Origin of the sequence: Pseudoalteromonas sp. SWYJ118, from assembly GCF_015864505.1 — a bacterium.
GTDB classification, from domain to species: Bacteria; Pseudomonadota; Gammaproteobacteria; order Enterobacterales; family Alteromonadaceae; genus Pseudoalteromonas; species Pseudoalteromonas arctica.
Genome location: NZ_JADYXC010000011.1, coordinates 1 through 22,303, shown reverse-complemented (window position 1 = coordinate 22,303; position 22,303 = coordinate 1). Strand labels below are relative to the sequence as shown.

18 protein-coding genes are annotated in these 22,303 nt (G+C 39.6%); 9 read left to right on the top strand and 9 right to left on the bottom strand.

The window, feature by feature from the left end; all coding sequences use genetic code 11:
- Positions 1-59 precede the first annotated feature (59 nt).
- Together glnD and dapD are read left to right on the top strand one after the other, a co-directional pair.
- Positions 60-2,678: a [protein-PII] uridylyltransferase gene (gene glnD, locus I6F48_RS11790; protein WP_007580974.1), complete on the top strand. Its 2,619-nt coding sequence runs from the start codon at positions 60-62 to the stop codon at positions 2,676-2,678.
- 9 nt (positions 2,679-2,687) lie between these two features.
- On the top strand, positions 2,688-3,515 hold the full coding sequence (dapD, locus tag I6F48_RS11785; RefSeq protein ID WP_002958324.1) for a 2,3,4,5-tetrahydropyridine-2,6-dicarboxylate N-succinyltransferase: 828 nt from the start codon (positions 2,688-2,690) through the stop codon (positions 3,513-3,515).
- A 44-nt stretch (positions 3,516-3,559) separates the two neighbouring features.
- Here the strand turns inward: dapD and I6F48_RS11780 are convergent, their stop codons facing one another.
- From I6F48_RS11780 to pspA, 9 genes are all read right to left on the bottom strand, one after another.
- Positions 3,560-8,218, bottom strand: coding sequence for a leucine-rich repeat domain-containing protein (locus I6F48_RS11780; RefSeq protein WP_197119484.1), 4,659 nt, complete (start codon positions 8,216-8,218; stop codon positions 3,560-3,562).
- 131 nt (positions 8,219-8,349) lie between these two features.
- Entirely contained in the window at positions 8,350-8,694 is a 345-nt protein-coding gene (locus I6F48_RS11775; protein ID WP_002958326.1) for a 4a-hydroxytetrahydrobiopterin dehydratase, read from the bottom strand.
- Between the two features lie 37 nt (positions 8,695-8,731).
- Positions 8,732-9,529, bottom strand: a complete 798-nt coding sequence (gene phhA, locus I6F48_RS11770; protein ID WP_002958327.1) for a phenylalanine 4-monooxygenase — start codon at positions 9,527-9,529, stop codon at positions 8,732-8,734.
- Positions 9,530-9,766: 237 nt separating this feature from the next.
- A complete protein-coding gene (megL, locus tag I6F48_RS11765) occupies positions 9,767-10,948 on the bottom strand; it encodes a methionine gamma-lyase (protein WP_197119483.1) in 1,182 nt (393 codons plus the stop codon).
- A gap of 149 nt (positions 10,949-11,097) precedes the next feature.
- Positions 11,098-12,123, bottom strand: a complete 1,026-nt coding sequence (locus I6F48_RS11760; RefSeq protein WP_197119482.1) for a TIGR01620 family protein — start codon at positions 12,121-12,123, stop codon at positions 11,098-11,100.
- Entirely contained in the window at positions 12,120-13,538 is a 1,419-nt protein-coding gene (locus I6F48_RS11755; RefSeq protein WP_197119481.1) for a YcjX family protein, read from the bottom strand. Before I6F48_RS11755 ends, I6F48_RS11760 begins: the two co-directional genes overlap by 4 nt.
- A 63-nt stretch (positions 13,539-13,601) precedes the next feature.
- Entirely contained in the window at positions 13,602-14,003 is a 402-nt protein-coding gene (pspC, locus tag I6F48_RS11750; RefSeq protein WP_149591832.1) for an envelope stress response membrane protein PspC, read from the bottom strand.
- Positions 14,000-14,233 (bottom strand): envelope stress response membrane protein PspB, encoded by a 234-nt coding sequence (gene pspB, locus I6F48_RS11745; RefSeq protein ID WP_024612319.1) that lies wholly within the window; start codon positions 14,231-14,233, stop codon positions 14,000-14,002. Before pspB ends, pspC begins: the two co-directional genes overlap by 4 nt.
- A 67-nt stretch (positions 14,234-14,300) precedes the next feature.
- Positions 14,301-14,960, bottom strand: coding sequence for a phage shock protein PspA (pspA, locus tag I6F48_RS11740; RefSeq protein ID WP_002958333.1), 660 nt, complete (start codon positions 14,958-14,960; stop codon positions 14,301-14,303).
- Between the two features lie 186 nt (positions 14,961-15,146).
- Between pspA and pspF the strand changes: the two genes are divergently transcribed.
- The 7 genes from pspF (at position 15,147) to I6F48_RS11705 (ending at position 22,077) form a co-directional block, all read left to right on the top strand.
- On the top strand, positions 15,147-16,211 hold the full coding sequence (pspF, locus tag I6F48_RS11735; RefSeq protein WP_165740565.1) for a phage shock protein operon transcriptional activator: 1,065 nt from the start codon (positions 15,147-15,149) through the stop codon (positions 16,209-16,211).
- A 15-nt stretch (positions 16,212-16,226) separates the two neighbouring features.
- Positions 16,227-17,834, top strand: coding sequence for an ABC transporter substrate-binding protein (locus I6F48_RS11730; protein ID WP_197119480.1), 1,608 nt, complete (start codon positions 16,227-16,229; stop codon positions 17,832-17,834).
- The gene (locus I6F48_RS11725) at positions 17,834-18,868 is read left to right on the top strand and encodes an ABC transporter permease (RefSeq protein ID WP_165740563.1); all 1,035 of its coding nucleotides are present in this window, start codon (positions 17,834-17,836) and stop codon (positions 18,866-18,868) included. Before I6F48_RS11730 ends, I6F48_RS11725 begins: the two co-directional genes overlap by 1 nt.
- A complete protein-coding gene (locus I6F48_RS11720; RefSeq protein WP_197119479.1) occupies positions 18,855-19,748 on the top strand; it encodes an ABC transporter permease subunit in 894 nt (297 codons plus the stop codon). Before I6F48_RS11725 ends, I6F48_RS11720 begins: the two co-directional genes overlap by 14 nt.
- A complete protein-coding gene (locus tag I6F48_RS11715; RefSeq protein WP_166421609.1) occupies positions 19,749-20,741 on the top strand; it encodes a peptide ABC transporter ATP-binding protein in 993 nt (330 codons plus the stop codon).
- Positions 20,741-21,502 carry an ATP-binding cassette domain-containing protein gene (locus I6F48_RS11710; RefSeq protein WP_197119478.1) on the top strand — a complete coding sequence of 254 codons (762 nt, stop codon included), beginning with the start codon at positions 20,741-20,743 and terminating at the stop codon, positions 21,500-21,502. Before I6F48_RS11715 ends, I6F48_RS11710 begins: the two co-directional genes overlap by 1 nt.
- Before the next feature lie 89 nt (positions 21,503-21,591).
- Positions 21,592-22,077: a VOC family protein gene (locus tag I6F48_RS11705; protein WP_197119477.1), complete on the top strand. Its 486-nt coding sequence runs from the start codon at positions 21,592-21,594 to the stop codon at positions 22,075-22,077.
- Positions 22,078-22,303: the final 226 nt, after the last annotated feature.

The following is a 22,303-nucleotide window of genomic DNA, read 5'->3' as shown; positions in this document are numbered from 1 at the left end:
GAAACACTTGATAAGAAAATTCTTATCCGTGTGAAAGGTTCAACAAGGAGCCAGCCCACGTGGCATTACCCAACAAAGTAAAAAAGTTGCTTAGCGATGCAGAGCAACTTAGTGATTATCGCGATTGTTCTAGCTATTTTTATAAATGGTTACATAACGAATTCTCTAAACAACCGGTTGGGAATTTAATTAATGCCCGGGCTGAGTTTATTGACCGCCTACTCATTAAGCTTTTTCATGTTTACGACTTAGCGCGCGAACCTGATTTAGCATTAATAGCGGTAGGCGGATACGGACGTGGTGAGCTACATCCCTACTCCGACATCGACTTTTTATTGCTTGTAACTAAACCGCCAAGCGAAGAAATATGCGAAAAAATAGGCCAGTTTGTCACCATGCTATGGGATCTCAACTTAGAGATTGGTCACAGCGTGCGTACGATAGAACAAGCCATTGAGCAAAAACGTGAAGACGTTACTTTTGCCACCAGCTTGCTCGAAAGCCGCCTTATTTTTGGTAACCACATTGAGTTTGAAAAACTCAAAATGCATATTCTTGAAACGCCAGTATGGCGCTCAGGTGAATTTTTTACTGCCAAAGTTCAAGAACAAAACTTACGCCACAGAAAGTGCCACGGCACAGCGTATAATCTTGAGCCAAACATTAAAGAAAACCCCGGTGGTCTGCGCGACTTACAAACTATTATTTGGGTGGCAAAAAAGCATTTTAGAACCGAAACCCTGCAAGAGTTAATAAGCCACGGATACTTAACTCACGAAGAGTTTCAAGAGCTTTCTGAGTGCCTAGAAAACCTATGGAACATTCGCTTTGCACTGCATTTAGCTGCAGGTCGAGCTGAAAACCGCTTATTGTTTGATCATCAACCGCAAGCTGCCGAAATTTTAGGTTTTGGTAGCGACGGCAAAGCCTCCGTTGAGCGTATGATGAAACGCTTATTTAGAATAATGAGCCGCGTGCGCGAGCTTAACCAAATGCTACTTTCATACTTTGAACAAAGTATAATGCCCGAAAGTAGTGCTGTGGCAGCAATTGAACTCGACAGAAACTTTGAGCAAGTAGGTCATCAAATACGCGTAAAAGATCCGTCGGTATTTTTTAGACGCGACCAACTCTTTGTATTGTTTGAGCACATAGCCGATAACCCAGCAATAACGCATATTTACCCAAGTACTATTCGTACTATTCGCCAAGTGCGCCGTCGTTTATTGGGCGATTTGCAAGATTACGCAGCCTGTCGCGAAGCCTTTTTACGCTTAGTTAAACATCCTAACGGCATGGGCCGCGCATTTACGCTCATGCACAAGCACGGCATGCTTGCCGCCTACTTACCGCAGTGGCGTAATATATTTGGGCAAATGCAGTTTGATTTGTTTCACGCCTACACCGTAGATGAGCACACTCACAAATTAATCAAAAACATTTACGAATATTTTGATAAAACAGGCATTAGCGAGTTTCCTATTTGCAGTGAAATAGTCACTCGAATGGACAAACCAGAGCTACTTTATTTAGCCGGTATATTTCACGACATTGCTAAAGGCCGAGGTGGCGACCACTCAGAACTTGGCGCTGTTGACGCAATAGCATTTGCTAAATTACATGGTTTTTCATCGGTGGATGCAAAACTCGTTGCATGGCTTGTAAGTAACCATTTACTTATGTCGGTTACCGCACAGCGTAAAGACATTAACGACCCTGCTGTAATAAAAGACTTCGCTACACGCGTTAAAACAGAGCGCCAACTCGACTACTTATATTGTTTAACCGTTGCCGACATACGTGCAACCAACGACAACTTATGGAACGATTGGAAAAACACCCTGCTGCGTGAGCTCTACTTACACACGCAGCGCGCTTTGCGCCTAGGGCTCGAAAACCCAATGGATCAACGCGACCAGATTCGCGATAAAAAGCACCAAGCTAAACAACGCTTAATAAATCTGGGTTATCAAGAGGAAAAAATTGATTTAATTTGGAGCCGCTTTAAAGCCAACTACTTTACCGCCTTCAGCGAACAGCAAATATCATGGCAAAGTGAGCATTTATTAAGTAGCACAGACTTAAGCCAGCCAAGTGTTGTTGTATCTAACAAAGCTATGCATGGTGGCACACAAGTATTTGTATACAGCCCCTACTCTGGCCCACTGTTTGCCCGATTGGTAAGTGTGATTGGCTCTAAAAAAGCGCAAATACAACATGCGCAAGTACTGACCACAAAAGACGGTTACGTCTTGTTTAGCTTTGTAATACTTGAAGTAAGTGGCGACCCTATTGCAAGTGGTCGAGCGCAATCAATTAAACGTGGGCTTGAGCAAGCACTAAGCGATCCGCGTAAAAAGATTCGCTTTAAAAAGAGCCGCTCGCAACGCTTTAAAGATTTTAATATTAAACCTAAAATTGTGTTACGCCCACATGCACGCAAAGACCGTAGCTTAATAGAAATTCAAGCCGTCGATATACAAGGTTTACTAACCAAAATAGCCGAAGTTTTCCAAGCGCATTTACTACATATTCACGCTGCCCGTATTACAACGGTAGGTGAACGTGCCGAGGATTTCTTTGTCGTATCTAATAACGAATACCAAGCGCTGACTGATGAAGAACAAGCAAAAATTCATCAGGCATTACGTAAAAAATTCAACGCCGAAACAGAATAGAGGACACACATGTCAGATTTAAAAACGATGATCGAAAACGCATGGGACAACCGCGATAGCATTAGCCCAAGCACAGTATCAAGCGACGTAAAACAAGCTATTATCGACGCACTTGATCTACTTGATAGCGGCGCAGCACGCGTTGCCGAAAAAATATCAGGTGAATGGGTTGTACACCAGTGGCTTAAAAAAGCAGTCTTACTGTCGTTTCGTATTCGCGACAACCAACCAATGAACGACGGCGTAAACCAGTTTTACGACAAAGTACCGCTTAAATTTAGCGACTACACGCCAGAGCAATTTCAGCAAGGCGGTATGCGCGTAGTGCCAAACGCAGTAGCGCGTAAAGGCAGCTTTGTAGGTAAAAACGTCGTACTTATGCCATCGTACGTAAACATTGGCGCATATGTTGACGACGGCACCATGGTTGATACATGGGCGACTGTAGGCTCATGTGCACAAATTGGTAAGAACGTACATTTATCAGGTGGCGTTGGCATAGGCGGCGTTTTAGAGCCTCTACAAGCTAACCCAACCATCATTGAAGACAACTGCTTTATTGGCGCACGTTCTGAAATTGTTGAAGGCGTAATTGTTGAAGAAGGCGCAGTAATTTCAATGGGCGTTTACATCAGCCAAAGCACCCGTATTTACGACCGTGAAACTGGCGAAATTCACTACGGCCGCGTACCAGCAGGTGCTGTAGTTGTACCAGGTGCACTACCGTCAAAAGATGGCACACACAGCCTTTACGCTGCAATCATCGTGAAAAAAGTAGACAAACAAACACGTGAAAAAGTAGGCATAAACGCCCTACTACGCTCAATTGATGAATAAAGCGTAGTCAATTTAATGGCGCAAATATGAATTAATTTGCGCCATTAAAAAATGTATGGCTTCGATTTAAAATCAAGCTTAGCGTATTTTTTCACGTTCCTGAACCCAACTTCCACGAAACGTAAACTTGGATGGTTTAGTATAGGAGTAACATTAACCCCACCATCAACTAGTCCATGCAATTCTATATATTCGAGTTTAACTAACTTCTCAAGTCCATTTAATGTTGTCACTTTTGTGTAACTTACAGTAAGGCGCTCAATATTAACCAAATCAGAAATAGAAGCAACATTGTTGATATCGTTATTGCCAAGCTCTAATGTATTTAACGTAGTAATATTTTTTAGGGGCGTTATATCATTAATATTATTGGATGATATATTTAACATATTCAGATTATTTAGCGATTTGAGGGGGGAAACATTAACTATTTTATTTTTTGATAAGTCTAACTCTTTTAATGAATTTAGTCTTCTTAGAGCTCTTATATCATTAATCTGATTATTCATTAAGTTAAGCTTTTTAAGAGTTGAGAAATTTTTTAATGGCTGAATGTTATCAATTAAATTTCCTGAAAGATTCAACTCCTCCACACTTTTAAGCAAAGCTAAAGCTGATATATCTTTTATTCTTAATCGGTTTAAAGATATAAACTTTAAATTATAGAGACTTGACAAAAAGGATAAATCAATTGATTTACTCGGAAGGTTACTTGAAACAATACTAATTTTCTCCAAAGATGATAATTGCTCTAAAAAATCGAAATTAGGTACATAGGTGGAGATTAAGTATAGTTCTTTCAAATTGTGCAAAGAAGACAATGTTGATAGCTCATTCACACTAACAAACATTAATTTTAAAGCGTTTAATTTTTTCGAACTAGCTATAAAATTAAAATCATTTATCTTACATCTAGAAAAACTTACTTCTTCTAGTTCTAGCAAAGCATTCAACGGGGATAAATCATGGACATTTACTTTATTTATCACTAGTCTTTTTAGACGTTTCATATTAGAAATAAATGTAATATCTTTAAATGACGAACCTTCTATTATTAAATTTTCTAAACTTGATAATTTACTCAGTTCAGAAATAGTATCTAAGTCAATTATCCTTGTATTTCTAAGTTCAAGGCTTTTAAGATTTTTCAATTCATCTAATTGCGGAAATTTACGAATAGTTGACCAATTTAAATTTAAGCTTATAAGCTCACCAAAGTCATTCAAAAAGCTTAAATCCTGCATATGACAATAAGCTAATTCAAGATGTGTTACACCACTTTTATTTAGTTTTTCGAAAGGAATTACTCCTTGAGATAACTTCCATGCTTGTTCATAACTCAATAAATCATCAAGCTTTATACTGTCTTCAATTAACGAACTATCTTGCATTAAGAAAGCTAACATCGTCCTAAAAGGCTGAGGATAATACTCTATACCATCCTCAGTAATAGCTTCAACCAAGTTTGATTCTTTGATTACTTCAGGATCCATTTTTTTTATATCATTACATAACTTTTGGATGTATGAGTCTCTGTTATCTTTGAAGTAATCCTTTAAAGTTATATACGCATCTGGGGTTGATATTTTAATTAGTGCTAAAGCAGAGTAATGATCTTTAACAATTGATTGCCTACTTTTTGGCCTCACAAGATATCTAACTGCTATATCTCCTGCAGATGCCAATGCATCCCTAACTTTTGCGGTTCGAGGAGGTACTACTTTTTTGATGATAGCTTTTAACTTACCAGAAAAATGGGGAGTTATTTCTCTCATACTTTCTTGACAGCTTAAAACCAACAAGTAAAGGGATATTGCAGAGTTTGAATCTTGATTCGTCTCAAAATAATTAGCCTTAACTAATAACTCTGTGAGATATTTTTCATTTTCTGTTTTTGAAGTTCTTAAACCTACAGCAAGCTGAATAGTCCCATTCCAATAATCGTTTCCAGCATTACTTAATAATACACTATTATCATTTTCAGATATTATGTACTTAGCAGTATAAAATTCTTGAAATGTTCTATGTGTAAATTGTATTTCATTTATACCTACCTGAACTAGTAGACCACTTCGCTCTAAAAAGAATAACTCGAGCTCATCAGGAGTAACTCTTTTCCATAAACTAGGCATATCCTTACATTTAGATTCAAGTCTATACTTTAAATCTTTGGGTGATATAGAAGTTTTACCATTTATTGTCATCCAAAAGGCTATATCTGATAAGAACGATTCTTTATTTCGAATATCTAATAAGGTAAATTTATCTGTTTCTAACACTTTCTTTTCACGGTCTCTACTATCGAGAAATAAACGACACGTAGACTCGTATAGATCGGTTTTATCTTTTGGTAAATAACCACTTCTATCATGGTGCAGCATACATAAGACACCACACAACAAGGGGTTTTGAGCTAGGTTTCTTAATACTTTTTGCTGGCTAAGTTTATCCAGTAAACTAGTTGCTTCGTGTATCAAAGCTTGTGGCTTTGTTTTATCGTATTCTAAAGCTATTGCATTATGCCAATGTTCAACAAAATCAGATTGAGCTTTCCTATCCATTGTCTGTAATTGGATCACATTGAAACCTAAATGCTCCAATGACGTATTTTCATAAGCTGAAGGACGAGATGTAAGTATAAATTGATTACCATCATAGCGACTGCAAAGCCTATCAATCCACTCAAGTACTTGCTTCCTTTGCTCCTGAGGTACCTCATCAAAACCGTCTATCATTATGATGCCAAGTTTCTTTTCTAGAATACTTTCTATCCATTCTAGATGTGTACTTTCAATTTTAATTCCCGTAGCCATAAATTCATAAAAATCTAACTCCTCAGGTAAAGCCCCCTTACCCAAAATAGATCTTAATTGAATTAAAACAGGTACTTTTTCATTGAAATACGCTTGCTCATTTTCAAATGAACGCCGACCACACTGAACAATTAACCATTGCAGTAAAGTCGTTTTTCCTTGACCAGCTTCACCCAAGATGACAAGTTTGTTGTAACATGTAAGAGCTTCACTCGTAGACATAACCGTATTATTTTCTGAAGTACTAGAGTCCGTTTCTGTTGTTAGCGAAATATAAGCTACGCTCAATTGATATTTTCTTGTTCTTTTGCCAAAGGTGAGACCAAAAATCTTTAGCTCATCAAAGCGCCTTGCTATAGCACGCCTATATTCATCTTCAATTAAAACTATTTCATCAACCTCATTTAAGCTATTTTCTTTCCATCTTTCTAATTCTTCTCTAAGGTTTCCAAATAAAAGCTTTTGATCATTAAGTTGGGAGTCTAAATTTTCTTTAGTCCATGATGGTAATGCTTGGCTGCAATCAATTATAAGTTCACAACATTCTTTTAAAATATTGTTGAAAACCAAAGTTATACTTGGATCATCACAAAAACTGCCTTCTTCAGCTGTAAGTAATTGTAGTGAACCAAATAAAGAATGTGGATCAAAGGCAACCCTTTCTAACGATTCATATGATGGGAAATATTTACCCAAGCTAAGCTCAAGATGTAGAAAAACTTTTTCTACATCTTGAAACTCGAGCTTAGAGCCTATTAATTTCTCGCAAAGCTCAACAAAATCATCTAATAAACTTTTAAATGCTATTTCACCTTTACTTTTAGTTTTTGCCCCTCCTAGTGTTCTTAAATAATCTGTGTATCTAATATTTTTAGGAACTTGTAACCAAATAGAAGCTATTATTTCGATTATAGTAGGCGAAACTTTATCATAGAGTAAATCAGCTAATAACTCCTGCTCTCTTTCCCGAGTTTCCTCGATACTTAACTTAACTAGTTCTTCGCTATCAGATACTGTTTTTTTACTCGAACTAAGCTCATTATTAATACTCTCAAATAGATTAGGTAGCTCATCAAAGTCTTTAAAAAACAATGGATGTATATTAGATTTAATATAAAGTTGTATTAGTTCTTTAGGGAGAGCATCCCAGTCATTTTTTCGTATAATTACAATTGAATATTCAAGTTGGCTTGATAAGTTTTTTTCTTCACAAAATTGATACCATTTAATAACTCTAGGATCTAACATCGAACAGCCAACATAAACAATTGAGTGAGGAAACAAAATAGACTTTAGCTTTGCATCTATGAATGGGTACTTATCTGCAAAATCTAAATAGCTTTGCTCATCCAGAGTCCACTCCCGTATATTATTTACACTACCATGAATTTTATAAAGAGAAATTAAGTCGCTTTGCTCTAACCCATAATTGCTCTCATAAGTTACTAAATTGAAACTAAGCTGTTTCCTTTCGAAAGCCACTTCCAATAAATTATCATAGTTAGTAGTAAAAACACTTTTCCAAGGGTTTGTTACTAATGCTAAATGAGTTGACGTAGGCTCACTTCTTAATGGTGTGAATATTCCGGAAAGTGCTTTATTCAATCTACCATAACCATTAATAGTGGCGAAATTTTTAACCCATAGTGTAAATGAACGATTTATAGATTCTATTGGAAAAGTAATATCATCGGGAGAAAAGTCAGGAAGTGGTTTTAAGCTTTTGCTTTGTATTGATTCTATCAACTTACTTGTTGTTGGATAACCAGCAGGAACAGATAAACCGGCACCAACCCAAAGAATAGGTTGAAAGGCTTTATCTTCTAACCCTTGTCTTAATAGACTAAGAAGTGCCAACCACTCATCTGATTCTTTAAAGCTATTACTCATTACAATTCCATTTGAATTACGTTTAATGAGTTTGATTATACTTAATTGAATTACTTAATAAAGGTCTTTCAAAAACCAAAAAAGCACTTATAAAAATAAGTGCTTTTGTTGGTTTGCTCAATTAGTGTGGTTTACAGCGCGTTAAATACGTCGTCAGTTTTAGCTGCGCAAATAAAATCGTTTTTATGTAGGCCTTTAATTGAATGGCTCCACCAAGTTACAGTTACTTTGCCCCACTCGGTTAATAAACCTGGATGATGGCCTTCGTCTTCTGCCATGTCGCCTACTTTGTTAGTAAACGCGATAGCCTGTTTAAAGTTTTTAAATTTATAAACACGCTCAAGCTGCATAATGCCGTCGCGAACTTCTGGAACCCAGTCTGGGATTTTAGTAATTAATTGTGCTAACTCTTCGTCAGATACTTTTGGCGCATCTACATGACAGGCTTCGCATTTTTGTGCACTTAATGAAGACATTCTAAATCCTTACTTTTAGCTTTTTTAGCATTAATATTTAACTGGCTAATTTTTCTTTTGGTGGAAATTTTGGGTCGTGCAAACCAAGCTCTTTAGCTCGCTCAACCAAAGTCATAATATCCATTTGTGATATATCAAACAGATCATGAATCGAATTTATGGTGTAGTACTGTGGTTGCATAATATCAATACGGTACGGCGTACGCAGTACATCAAGCACATTCATCGGGCTGATTTCTGGCGTGTTTGAGTATACGTACTGAGTTTCACCTGGGCTTGATAAAATACCACCGCCGTAAATACGCAGACCGTCTTCGGTTTGCATTAAACCAAATTCGACTGTAAACCAGTATATACGCGCAAGGTATACACGGTCCTTTTTCTGCGCTGCGTAACCTAATTGCCCGTACTTGTGTGTAAACTCGGCAAAGTCAGGATTAGTTAGCATGGCGCAGTGGCCAAATATTTCATGAAAAATATCTGGCTCTTGTAGGTAGTCAAATTCTTCGCGGCTACGAATAAATGTAGCTACCGGAAACTGCTTGTTTGCCAGTAATCTAAAAAACTCATCAAAGTCGATAAGTGCAGGTACTGGCGCTACTTGCCAACCGGTAGTGGCTAGTAACACTTCGTTTAGTTCGCTTAACTGCGGAATACGATCGTGCGGCAGGTTAATCTTTTTTAACCCTTGCATGTACTCGTTGCAGGCTTTGCCTTCAATGCATGCAAGTTGGCGCGCTACAAGCTCAGACCAAATTTTATTTTCTTCATCACTCCAGTGTATAACACCATTTTCGTCTGGTGTTTTGGATGTGTATTTACTTGCTTTAGCCATAAGTACCTTCTTGGGTGTGAACCCTAAATCGGTGTCAGTGTGATACTCAAACCTAATGAATATCGAATGACCCCATACTATGCAAAAGTGAAGAAAAGTTTAATAGATAGGCTAACATCAGTATTTGGCGCGATCACCCCAATCGTAAAGTTAAAGCTACACCTGTGGCACACTAAAAATACAGACCTTTAAATAAAGGCCTGTAGCTTGTTTTTATGTGTATATAATTAATTACACCTAACCAATTTTAGTAAAAGCTTGGTTTAAATCACTAATAATGTCGTTAACATCTTCAAGCCCAACCGAGAGTCTGATCAGCCCATCACTTATTCCAGCGGCAGCTCGCTCCTCTGGGGTATAAGGCGAGTGAGTCATAGATGCAGGATGCTGAATCAGTGTTTCAGCGTCGCCGAGGCTTACTGCAAGTGTACAAAGTTTCATACTATCAATAAATTGTACGCCATCTTGTAGCGTACCTTTTATTTCAAACGCAATAACACCACCAGCGGCTTTCATTTGGTTACCAATAAACTTATAACCTGGGTGCGATTTAAGCCCCGGGTAATATACGGTGCTTACTTGTGGATGCGCTTCTAGATATTCGGCTATTGTTTGTGCGCTTTGACAATGACGCTCTATTCTAATAGCGAGTGTTTTTAGGCCTCGATTAATTAGCCATGCATCGTGCGGGCTTATAGTTGCACCAATGTCTTTTAGTACGGTCATTTTAATGTGTGTTATGTGCTCAAGCGATCCACATACAATACCGGCAACTACGTCTCCGTGGCCGTTTAAGTACTTGGTCGCACTGTGCATTATAATGTCGATACCGTATTTTTTGGGTGATTGCAGTAGTGGCGTTAAAAAGGTGTTGTCGACTACACTAATTAAATTGTGCTGTTTTGCAACTGCGCCAATGAGTGCCAAATCAATAACCGCCATAGTGGGGTTAATTGGCGTTTCAACAAATATCATTTTTGAATTAGGTTTGATGGCAGCGCGTAGTTCGTCCTCGTTGGTCATATCAACAAACGTGACTTCGATTCCCCAGCGCGGCAACATATGCGAGAAAAACGCAAAGGTACAACCATACAAAGCACTTGAGGCAACAAGGTGATCGCCCTGCGATAAAAAGCTCAGTACTGAGGCTGATACTGCGCCCATACCTGTTGCTGTTGCAGCAGCGGCTTCACAGCTCTCTAGTTGGGCAACTTTTTGTTCAAGCTCTGTGGTTGTGGGGTTTCCTAAACGCGTATAGATATAGCCAGGTTCGTCGCCTGCAAAACGCGCAGCACCTTGTGCGGCATTTTCAAAATGAAAGGTAGAGGTTTGATACAAAGGAGAAGTAAGTGCGCCGTGCGGGTCGTTTGCTTTTTGTGGTCCGTGAATACACTGGGTGTTTATATGATGCTTGCTCATTGTAGGCTCATTTTTTGATTATTATGTTTTTGCGATTCAACAATCAAAACGTATGCGCTTACAAACAGCAAGCATGCCGGATGCTCAGATGGCTATTTGTGTAAAAACCATGCAGCGCACGTTTGTACACAAATATTGCCACTGCTAATCTAGTGTGTTGGTTCAGCCTTTTTACGGCTCATAATTTTACCTGCAATGCTTTGTACAGTGCCTTTTAGTAAGCTGCGTTTGTTTTCAAGCCTTGGTAATGGGCGGCTAAGCTCCATTGCTTTGTAACCAATACGTGCAGTAAAAATACCCGCGCTTACGCCCTGCGCAGCCCGTCCCGAAAGCTTACCTAGCAGCTCTGCGCTCAGTGCTGTAGCTGCAAGATCAGATACAAGCTCTGCACTGCCTACAAACATCACTTGCCTTATTAACATGCGGTATAACTTTATACGGCTTGCGTAGCCAAAACCAATGCCATAAATTTTACCAATTTGTTCAATTAACTTAGTACCGCGCCAAAGTACGGCCATCATATCCACCAGTGCCAGTGGGCTTAGGGCAACTAGCAGTGCAGATTCGGTCGCAAAACGATTTATAAGCTTTTTAGCTTTGGTGTCTTGGGTTATTAATAAACTGTTGGCGTACAGCGTCATTATTTCTTTGTCGCTGTGATGCATCGCTACTTGGTTTTTAAAGGTTTCAAAGTTATCAAGTTCTTGGTGTTTATTAAGCTTTTCGAGCCAAGGTAATGCACCGCCTACTTGCTCGCTGTTTAAAAGCCTGTCGGCTTCAACTCGGTGCAATTGGTTACGCTTTAAACTGCGCAGCATTCGGTACTCTCGCCACAATAAGCGCCCTATTAGCAGCACACCACTTACAACCGCAGTTAAATAAACACTGCCTAAAATAATTGACTGCTCGAAAGCAAATACTAACGAGTACGCAAACTCTAAAAGCACCAGTACTATAAAACTAATAGCAAACACACCTTTAAGCGTTTGCCACTTTGACTTTTTGTACACAGGCTCAAGATCAATTTCGGGCTCTAATGCTTCATCTTCAAGTTCTTCGTAATCACTTTGTCCGTGCTGAATAATTTTTGCAGGTGCTAAAACGGGTTCGTTTTGCTCAATGCTTTGCGTATCTATACGACGCCCTGCTTGAAATGGTTGGTTTGACTCACTCATGTTAATTTGTCTCCTAGCAGGTACTGCATGACATGATCTAATCGAATATGTTTTAGTTGTTTATCGGGGCTCGGCATTGGAGAGAACGATAAAAACTCAAATCCCTGTGCTGGCCACTCACTTTTATTTAGCATCCGCGTGGGAGGCTGCGGCGGTAAATACGTAAGCCAATCAGGCTCGTTTAATGGTTTACCGTAAATGCAATCAAGCGCTTGGCCTTTGTCGGTAATTTGGCGCGGCTGCGTTGCTGTAATTGACGACATAGCCATGGTTTCTATTTGCACACCATCAAACTTTAAATGATTACTCTGTTCATGCACGAGCGAATCAAGCAGCAGTGCTAAATCTTTATGGTGTTTTGCACTTATGTGGTCTGACTTATTAGCTGCAAATAATATTTTATCTATGTTTGGTTTAAATAAACGTTTAAAAAAGCCTGACTCACCATAGTTAAAGTGCGCGAGTAATTGGTTTATTACACTGCTTTGCTCTTGTAGTGTTTCGTGCCCTTCGTTTAGCGCACTAAGTACATCGACAAGTACAATTTGGCGGTCAAAGTGCCTAAAATGCTCATTATAAAATGGTTTTACAACTTCTTTTATATAGGCGTTAAAACGCTTAATTAAATGCGCTAAATTAGACCCCGCAACGACATTGTCACTGTTTATTTCACCCGATACCGGAAAAAACAATAACAATGGCGCGCCTTGTAAGTCGCCAGGCATAAGCATGCGCCCGGGTTGTAACATGGCAAGTTTGGTATCTTTTTTAAGCCCTACTAACATGCTTTGATAAAGCTGAGCAATATGAGCAAGTGCGTTTTCATCTACAGGCGCATTTAAATCAAGTTGCTCAACAGCAGCTAGAAAATCACTTGATGTATTTACACGCGAAGGCTGAGTTAGTAACGGATATTGCTGTTCGCACCATTGAGAATAGCTTTGCTCAAGCATAGGTAAATCAAGAAGCCATTCACCCGGGTAGTCAATAATATCTAAATAAAGCGTTGATTGCGGCGAAAAGTGCCCGCGCAGCCCTGCATTACTCTGATACTTTATTGCTAAGCGTAGTGTATTAATACGCTCGGTTGATGCAGGCCACGTAGGCATTCCATCGCTGGGTAATAATGAACTTAGCGCGCGCGTATAATTAAATGTAGGGACTTTTAACGCCTCTTGCGGCACAACTTTAGTGGCAACATGGCGATGCTCGCGCATTACATCAAAAAAAGGTAAGTTTTTATCGTCCGCTTGGGTTGTTAAGTGTTTAACAAGCGCGGTAATAAAGGCTGTTTTACCACTACCACTTAGGCCTGTTACGGCAAGTTTTACGTGTTGGTCTAAACTGCGATGAAGGGCTTTTTGTGCTTTGCCTTTAATGCTTTTAAAGGTCTTTTTTGCAAATGATTGGCTCATAAAGTGTCTTGCACCTAATTTGCCGTAATTTATCACGCTGCAAATAAGGTGCTATTAAATCCTTTAAAGTTTGTTAATTTCACGGCTCACCGTAAACTCACTTGAAGTAACATGGCGCTCCATATCTTGAAGGCGAGTATCTACACGCGTTAAACGCTCTTTTAAATCTTGCAATGCGCGGCGCGGTGGCTCGCCCTTTTGCCATACTTTAAATTTTACTTCTAGCGGATCGTCAGTTTTAGTTGAGCTGTTAGTTTGCGCTGTCGCGGGCTCTTTTTTATCTAAAATAAACCAGGCTGCAATATACGCTACCACAAATAATGGGCCACCCGTTAGCAGTACCGCACTAACAAATATAATGCGAACTAACCATAACTCCATATTAAAGTAGTCACTTAATCCCGCACATACGCCGGCTATTTTACCGCGTTGTGGGTCTCTTAATAATTCGCGTTTGGCACTCATACTTTGCGTCTCCATTGTGGTGACTCTTGATCAAGCAATGCTTCTAGTGTTTCGACTCTGTCGGCCATTTTTTCGGCTTTATGTGCAAGCTCAAGTAACTGGCGATGTTCGTGCTCACTTAAACCTTGGCTTACTTGTTTTTTGCTACGGTAATGTAAAATTAACCACAGCGGTGCAACAAAAATCATAAACAAGATAAATGGTGCAACTAGTATCTCTGGATCAAACATAATCCTCTCCTGACAATCCGTTTTGATGTTTTTAAGCAGTGGGGTACTTTAAGTACCCCTTTATAAGTTATTTATCAGCTAGCTTCTTTTTAAGTTCGGCTAGCTCATCATCTATCTTTTCATTTTTTTGTAGATTAGCAATTTCGTCCGCTAACGTCTTTTTACCTAAATCGTAAGACTCAATTTGAGATTCTAGTCCATCAATTTTAGTTTCGTAACGTTCAAAGCGATTAAGTGCGTCTTCTACTTTTGAGCTATCAAGTGTCTTTTTCACTTCAAGGCGCGACTCAGCCGAACGCTGGCGAAGTATAATTGCCTTTTGACGTGATTTCGCATCTGCTAGCTTTTCTTGTAGTGTCGTTACTTCTTGCTGTAATTTCTCAATATGAGACTCTACATGTTCAAGTTCACTAGCGACTGAAGCAACGGCATCTGCCGACTTTTGCTTTTCAAGTAGGGCTGAACGCGCTAAATCGTCGCGGTCTTTACTTAAAGCCAGTTCGGCTTTATCTTGCCAATCGCTTACCTGTGCTTTAAGCGTATCTAAGCGGCGTACAATTTCTTTTTTCTCAGCCAATGTTTTAGCTGATGTAGAACGTACTTCAACAAGCGTATCTTCCATTTCTTGAATAATCAGACGAACCATTTTTTCTGGGTCTTCTGCTTTATCTAAAATGGCGTTGATATTAGAATTAACAATATCTGCAAAACGTGAAAAAATTCCCATAACATTTACCTCTATAATTAAAACTTAGTTAGTCTGCTATAACTAGTATCAATATGCTTGCCAACTTTTTAAAAGTTAAAATACACTTTATTTTCATTACGTTAAACTAAATATACAAATTTCTTTAGTTATCCCTACTTATGAAATACACTAACTGTTAGTAAAAATGACCAAGAGTTAGGAAATATGAGCCAATATCGCCAACAGGATAATTTACTCGGCCAATCAGATAGCTTTCTGTCTGTATTAGATCAGGTATCGCAACTGGCTAATTTAGATAAACCGGTACTTATTATTGGTGAACGCGGCACAGGTAAAGAGCTAATAGCAGCGCGCTTACACTTTTTATCAAAACGTTGGGATCAAAACTACGTAAAGCTTAACTGTGCAGCGCTTAACGAAAACCTTCTCGAAAGTGAATTGTTTGGCCACGAAAGCGGTGCCTTTACGGGGGCAAGTAAACGCCACGAAGGTCGTTTTGAACGCGCTAACAGCGGCACACTGTTTTTAGATGAATTAGCAAACACCTCAGCTATGGTACAAGAAAAACTGCTGCGCGTTATAGAATACGGTGAGTTTGAGCGTGTTGGCGGCAAACAAACTGTAAAAGTAGATACACGCTTAGTGTGTGCTACAAACGAAGACCTCCCTTATTTGGCTGAGCAAGGTGAATTTAGAAGTGACTTACTCGATCGCCTTGCCTTTGACGTAATTACCCTGCCGCCACTGCGCGAACGCCAAGACGATATTATGTTGCTTGCTGAGCAGTTTGCGATGAATATGGCGCGCGATTTAGAGTGGGAACTCTTTAGCGGTTTTACCCGAAGCGCAACAGAAACACTGCTTAGTTATGATTGGCCTGGTAATATTCGCGAACTTAAAAATGTGGTTGAACGAAGCTTATATCGCCACGGTAGTGAACATATCCCCGTTCACCAGATTATTTTAGACCCATTCGACAGCCCATTTAGACCAAAAGCGCGCATTAAAGCACCTGTAGCGACTCAAACTGTTAATGTCGAGCCTATTGTAGTTGCACAGCCGATTGCTCAAGCAAGCGCAGATATAACCCTTGATATTCAATTTCCGTGTAGCTTAAAAGAACGTTCAAACGACTTTGAAATAAACATGATTAATAAAGCGCTCGAACATAGCCAATTTAATCAAAAGAAAACTGCAGAAGTACTTGGTTTAACGTATCATCAATTACGTGGTTATCTTAAAAAATACAACTTGTTGGATCAACAATAGTCAGAGGTTATGCGGGTGCATAAATTATTACTTGTTTTGCTTGCCACCACTTTGGTTGGTTGCCTTGATAGCAAAGAAGAAATCATAGAAGAAAAAAACCAAGGCTTAGTTTACTGCGCTGAAGCCAACCCTGTGTCGTTTAATCCGCAAGTCACGACCACCGGTTCAACTATTGATATAATTGCTAACCAATTATACGACCGTTTAATTAGCATTGACCCTGTTACGGCAGAATTTCAAAGTGAGCTGGCGACTGATTGGAAAATTAGTAAAGATGGTAAATCGGTTACCTTTACCCTGCGTAAAGATGTAAAGTTTCATACAACTTCTTATTTTACCCCATCGCGGGATTTTAACGCCGACGACGTTATATTTACCTTTAGCCGATTATTCGATGTATATAATCCATATCACTTTGTGGGCGATGCCAATTACCCGTATTTTCAAAGTGTGGGGATTGATCAACTTATTCGTAAAATTGTCCGCGTGTCTGACTATCAAGTCCGTTTTGAATTGTTTAATCCTGAAAGTAGCTTTTTAGCCAATATGGCTACCGATTTTGCTGTGGTGCTTTCAGAAGAATATGCCATGAAACTCAAGGAAAACAATCAAGAAAATTTATTTGATCAGTACCCGATTGGCACTGGCCCGTATATTTATAAAGAATACCGTCGAGATCACCTTGTACGCTTTTATCGTAATCCACTTTATTGGAAGCACGATGTAGCACTTGAACAATTGGTTTACGACATAACGCCTAATGGCACTGCGCGCATAGCTAAAATGCTAACTAAAGAGTGCGATGTAACGGCTCATCCAAGTAGTGCGCAATTAAGTATTTTAGCGCAACGCGATGATATAAATATTGAAAAAGAAACAAACTTAAACATAGGTTATTGGGCGTTTAATACAGAACGTGCCCCGTTTGACGATTTACGCGTACGCCAAGCACTCGCGCATGCAATAGATGTAGATAAAATAATGCAGGCGGTTTATTACGGTAACGGTACTCGCGCACAATCTATTTTGCCGCCAACCTCTTGGGCGTTTGAGCCACAAGAAGATATTCCTACGTTTGATCCAGAACTTGCTAAAAAGTTACTTATTGAAGCAGGCTTACCTGATGGCTTTGATATGACAATATGGGCTATGCCTGTGAGTCGTATTTATAACCCTAACGCACGTAAAATGGCTGAGCTTATGCAAAGCGATTTGCGCAAAGTAGGCGTTAATGTAAGTATTGTAGAATATGAGTGGAACACGTTTATTCAGCGTATTGGCGAGCACAGGCACGACAGCGTGTTACTTGGTTGGGCGGCAGATACACCCGATCCTGATAACTTTTTTAGCCCACTGCTCAGTTGTACCGCTACTTTTAGTGGCAAAAACCCAGCAAACTGGTGTAATCCCCAATTTGATTTATTGCTTACTCAAGCACTCGACACCACTGATTTAAACAAACGTAAAAAATACTACGACGATGCACAAAGTTTGATTATTAAAGAGCTGCCGTTATTGCCTATTGCTCATGGCCTGCGCTTTCAAGCGAGTAGCGCCGATGTGGAAGGCATAACACTTGGCCCGTTTGGCGCTATTTCACTTGCCAATGCGAGGAAAAAATAATGATCTTAGATTATATTTTACGCCGCCTTGGTTTATTCCTTTTTATGATACTAATGCTTAGTGTATTTACGTTTTCGCTGGCGTATTTATTTCCCGGTGATCCACTCAGTAATTTAAGTGGCATACCGAGCAGTAACTTTGCACAGCATAGTGAGCTTGAAGACAAATATTTATACAACAGCAATTACTTTATGCAATACATTGCCTTTTTAGGGCGAATATTTCAGGGTGATTGGGGGCTTTCGTTTGCCTCAGGTAACAGTGTCTTTAGCCATATTGTTGATTTGCTACCGGCCACTTTAGAGCTAAGCGTATACGCATTAATTGTATCGGTTGTTATTGGTGTACCGACTGGCATTTTAGGCTCTGGCTATCATAAACGTTGGCCCGACAAGCTTATAAACTCGACCACTATGTTGGGTTATTCAATGCCTGTATTTTGGCTCGCATTGTTATTAATAATGGTTTTTTCATTAAAGCTTGGCTGGTTTCCTATGTCGGGGAGAATGGGGCTCCTTTACGAAATACCCGCAAATACTGGGTTTATTTTAATTGATATTGCACTTGCTGGCTTTCCGTATAAAGGCATGGCTTTTGTTGATGCGCTGCGCCATTTAACGCTCCCTACAATTGTACTTGCTATGTATCCTACAACCGTATTAATTCGCTTTACTCGCGAGTCGATGCTTAAGGTAATGGATCAAAACTTTATTAAAACAGCTAGGGCAAAAGGCCTTAACCGCCGTCAACTTATCATGCACCATGCACTGCGTAATGCATTACTGCCGGTAATTAAGCAAATTGGTTTGCAATTTAGTACGCTAATAACGCTTGCGATGATTACCGAAGTTATTTTTTCGTGGCCGGGTATTGGCCGATGGTTAATCGATAGTATTTATCAGCGTGACTTTCCTGCAATTCAAGGCGGATTAATGGCGGTATCTTTATTTGTTATTTTAGCTTCTATTACAGCTGAACTTACTTACACTTTATTCGATCCACTCTCGCGGAATCAGGCTCATGGCAAAGTTTAATTTATTTTCTGAAGAGTCGAATAAATCGCCACTCGCGCGACTTTGGCGAAAATTTAAAAATAACCACCCTGCTTTGGTTGGTTTATGGATATTTATGGCGTTTGCACTATTAGCCGCCACCGCTCCTTTTTTAGCCCCGTATGGTGTAAACCAACAACACAGTGATGCACTGCTTATTCCGCCATCGTGGCGAGAAATGGGCGATGTACGCTTTCTTTTAGGTACCGATGATTTAGGCCGTGATGTACTATCGCGCTTAATGAATGGGGCTACGTATACGTTTGGCCTCTCTGTTGTAGCCGCCCTAATCACGACTATTTTTGGTGTGTTAGTGGGTACTTTTGCAGGGATTAGTAAAGGGCTGCGTTCAAGCTTTTTAAATCACTTGCTTGATATAACGCTTTCTATTCCTTCTTTGTTATTGGCAATAATCATAATCGCCATACTCGGCCCAGGTTTAATGAATACCGTATGGGCGATTATTTTAGCGCTACTGCCGCAGTTTATTCACTCAGTGCGTAACCTAATTGTTGATGAATTAAGTAAAGATTACATTACCGCATTTAAACTCGATGGCGCATCTAATTGGCATATTATATCGCGCGGTATTTTCCCTAATATTTATGAACATATTGTGGTTATATTCACGATGGCGCTTTCTACCGCTATATTAGATATTTCAGCACTGGGATTTTTAAAATTAGGGGCTCAGCCACCAACGACCGAATGGGGCGCAATATTAGCCGAAAACCTAGGCCTTATTTATTTAGCGCCGTGGACTGTAGCGCTACCTGGTGTGCTGTTATTTTTAGCCGTGTTATCTACTAATTTAGTAGGCGATGGCCTGCGACAAGTGCTTAAAGCACGTAAGGCTGATTAAATGCAATTACTCGATGTTCGTAACTTAACAATTGAACTACGTACCTCTGAAACTGTAATTAGAGCCGTAGACAGAGTGAGTTTCAGCTTAAAAGAAGGCGAAGTACATGCGCTTGTAGGCGAGTCTGGCTCTGGTAAAAGCCTAATAGCAAAAGCGATTATTGGTGTATTGAACGAACGCTGGGATATTACTGCCGACCGTATTCATTGGCGCGGCGTAGACTTAATGCGTTTAAGCCCAGAGAAGCGCCGTAAAATAGTAAGCCAAGATATAGCGATGATCTATCAAGATCCAAGCCGCTGCCTTGACCCAACCGCTAAAATATTTGATCAAATTGCCGAAACACTCCCTGAGGTAGCAACTAAAGGTTTCTTTTTAAAACGCAACCGCGAAAGAAAAGACAGAGTAAAAGCACTTATTCATAAAGTGGGCATTAAAAACCACGAAGCGGTACTAAGCAGTTACCCTCATGAGCTCTCAGAAGGCGTATGCCAAAAAGTAATGATTGCAATGGCCATTGCTCGCACACCTAAGTTATTAATAGCTGATGAGCCAACTACAGCGCTTGAAAGCACAACTCGCGCGCAAGTATTTAGGTTATTAAAAAGCTTAAACCAGCTTAAAAACATGTCTATTTTAATGATTTCTCATGAACTTGAAGAGATTGCACATTGGTCGCATGGTATTCATGTTTTATATTGCGGGCAAATGGTTGAAGCAGGCCCAACTCATGAAATATTTAAACAGCCTCGCCATCCATACACGCAAGCATTATTAAAAAGTTTGCCAGACTACGAACAAGGTTTAGCGCATAAAGAACCTTTTTATGCACTTAAAGGAACTATCCCTACTCTACAACATTTACCTATTGGCTGCCGCCTCGGGCCGCGTTGTCCGCAAGCACAAAAAGCCTGCGTGGTAACTCCCACCCTTACTAAGCATCATGGTCATAGTTATGCGTGCCATTTTCCGTTAATTAAGGACATGAAATAATGCAACCGCTACTCAAAGTACAAGCGCTATCAAAAACATTTAATGTGCGAGCTGGGCTTTTTTCACGTAAAAAGTTTGAAGTACTTAAAAATATTTCGTTTTGCGTGGGTAAAGGCGAAAGTATTGCCATAATTGGTGAAACAGGCGCAGGTAAAAGTACGTTAGCAAAACTACTTTCAGGAGCTGATACTGCTGATAGCGGGCAAATTTTGCTCGAGAATAATATTATCGAAGATAATGGCGTACGCGATAATCAATGTCGCCATATTCGTATGATTTTTCAAGATTCAGCTGCATCGCTCAACCCGGGGTTAACTATTGGCGAAATGCTTGATGATTGCCTGCAATATAATACTGAGCTTGATGAAGCCGAACGAACTGAAAAGATTGATGCAACGCTTTCAAAGGTGGGTTTGTTAATCGATCATAAACACTACTACCCGCATATGTTTAGTGTGGGGCAACTACAGCGTGTAGCGTTTTCTCGTGCATTAATCTTAGATCCTAAGGTGATTGTGCTCGATGAAGCCGTTTCGTCTTTAGACCCGTCTATACGTGCGCAAATAGTGAATTTATTACTTAAGCTGCAGCGCGACACAGGCCTTACGTACGTGATGATCACTCATCATTTAAGCCTAGTGCGCCACATCAGTGATTATGTGGTTGTACTCGATAAAGGCGAAGTAGTTGAATACGGCCCTACTGAAGATGTTTTTCAAAACCCCCAATCAAAAGTAACGCAGCGATTACTTAGCTGCTAAAAACAGCTTATAAATTTATACCTTTTTTGTAAGGTAACCGTATTTAGATGGGTCTTGTTGTTAACTTTATTTAATTAACAAGAGACCTCATGCTTAAAAAAACGTTATTGCTTAGCCTTTCCCCCTTACTCCTTTTGTCTGCCTCAGCCATTGCTGATACATCAAAAAACGTTAAAAATTGGGTTGGCGGTGTTGATCACCTTGGTTTAACAGTGTCCAATTTAGATTCATCTAAAGTATTTTTTACAGATGTACTTGGTTTTAAAGTGCTGGGAAATGACCCAACCTATCCTGCTTATTTTTTATCTAATAACAAAATAACTATTACACTGTGGCGCGTTAAAAATGATGACAAGCGTGTAGAGTTTAATCGGGCAGAAAATGTCGGCTTACATCATTTAGCACTCAGTGTTGAAAGTATCAAAAAGTTAAGCGAGCTACATACACACTTAAAAATGCAAAATAATATTATTATAGAGTTTGCACCAGAAAACTTAGGTAAAGGTCCAACCCAACATATGATGATAAGAGAGCCTAGCGGCAATCGGATTGAGTTTATTGCCAGAGGTAATTAATACCAATCCGCAATAATACTTAATTAAGCGAATTGGTAATATACCAACTTTATTTAAGACAATAAAAAAGGCGCTTTAAAAGCTGTCTCTTGATCACAAGTCTGACTCAAGAGATTTTGCTAAATCGTAGCCTTCCAGGATGGCTTGTAACTTAAGCCATCCTTGCCATAACACTTTCACAGATGCACGCCCTGTGCGCTTGGTATCTTTCCAGCCTCCTAACTTT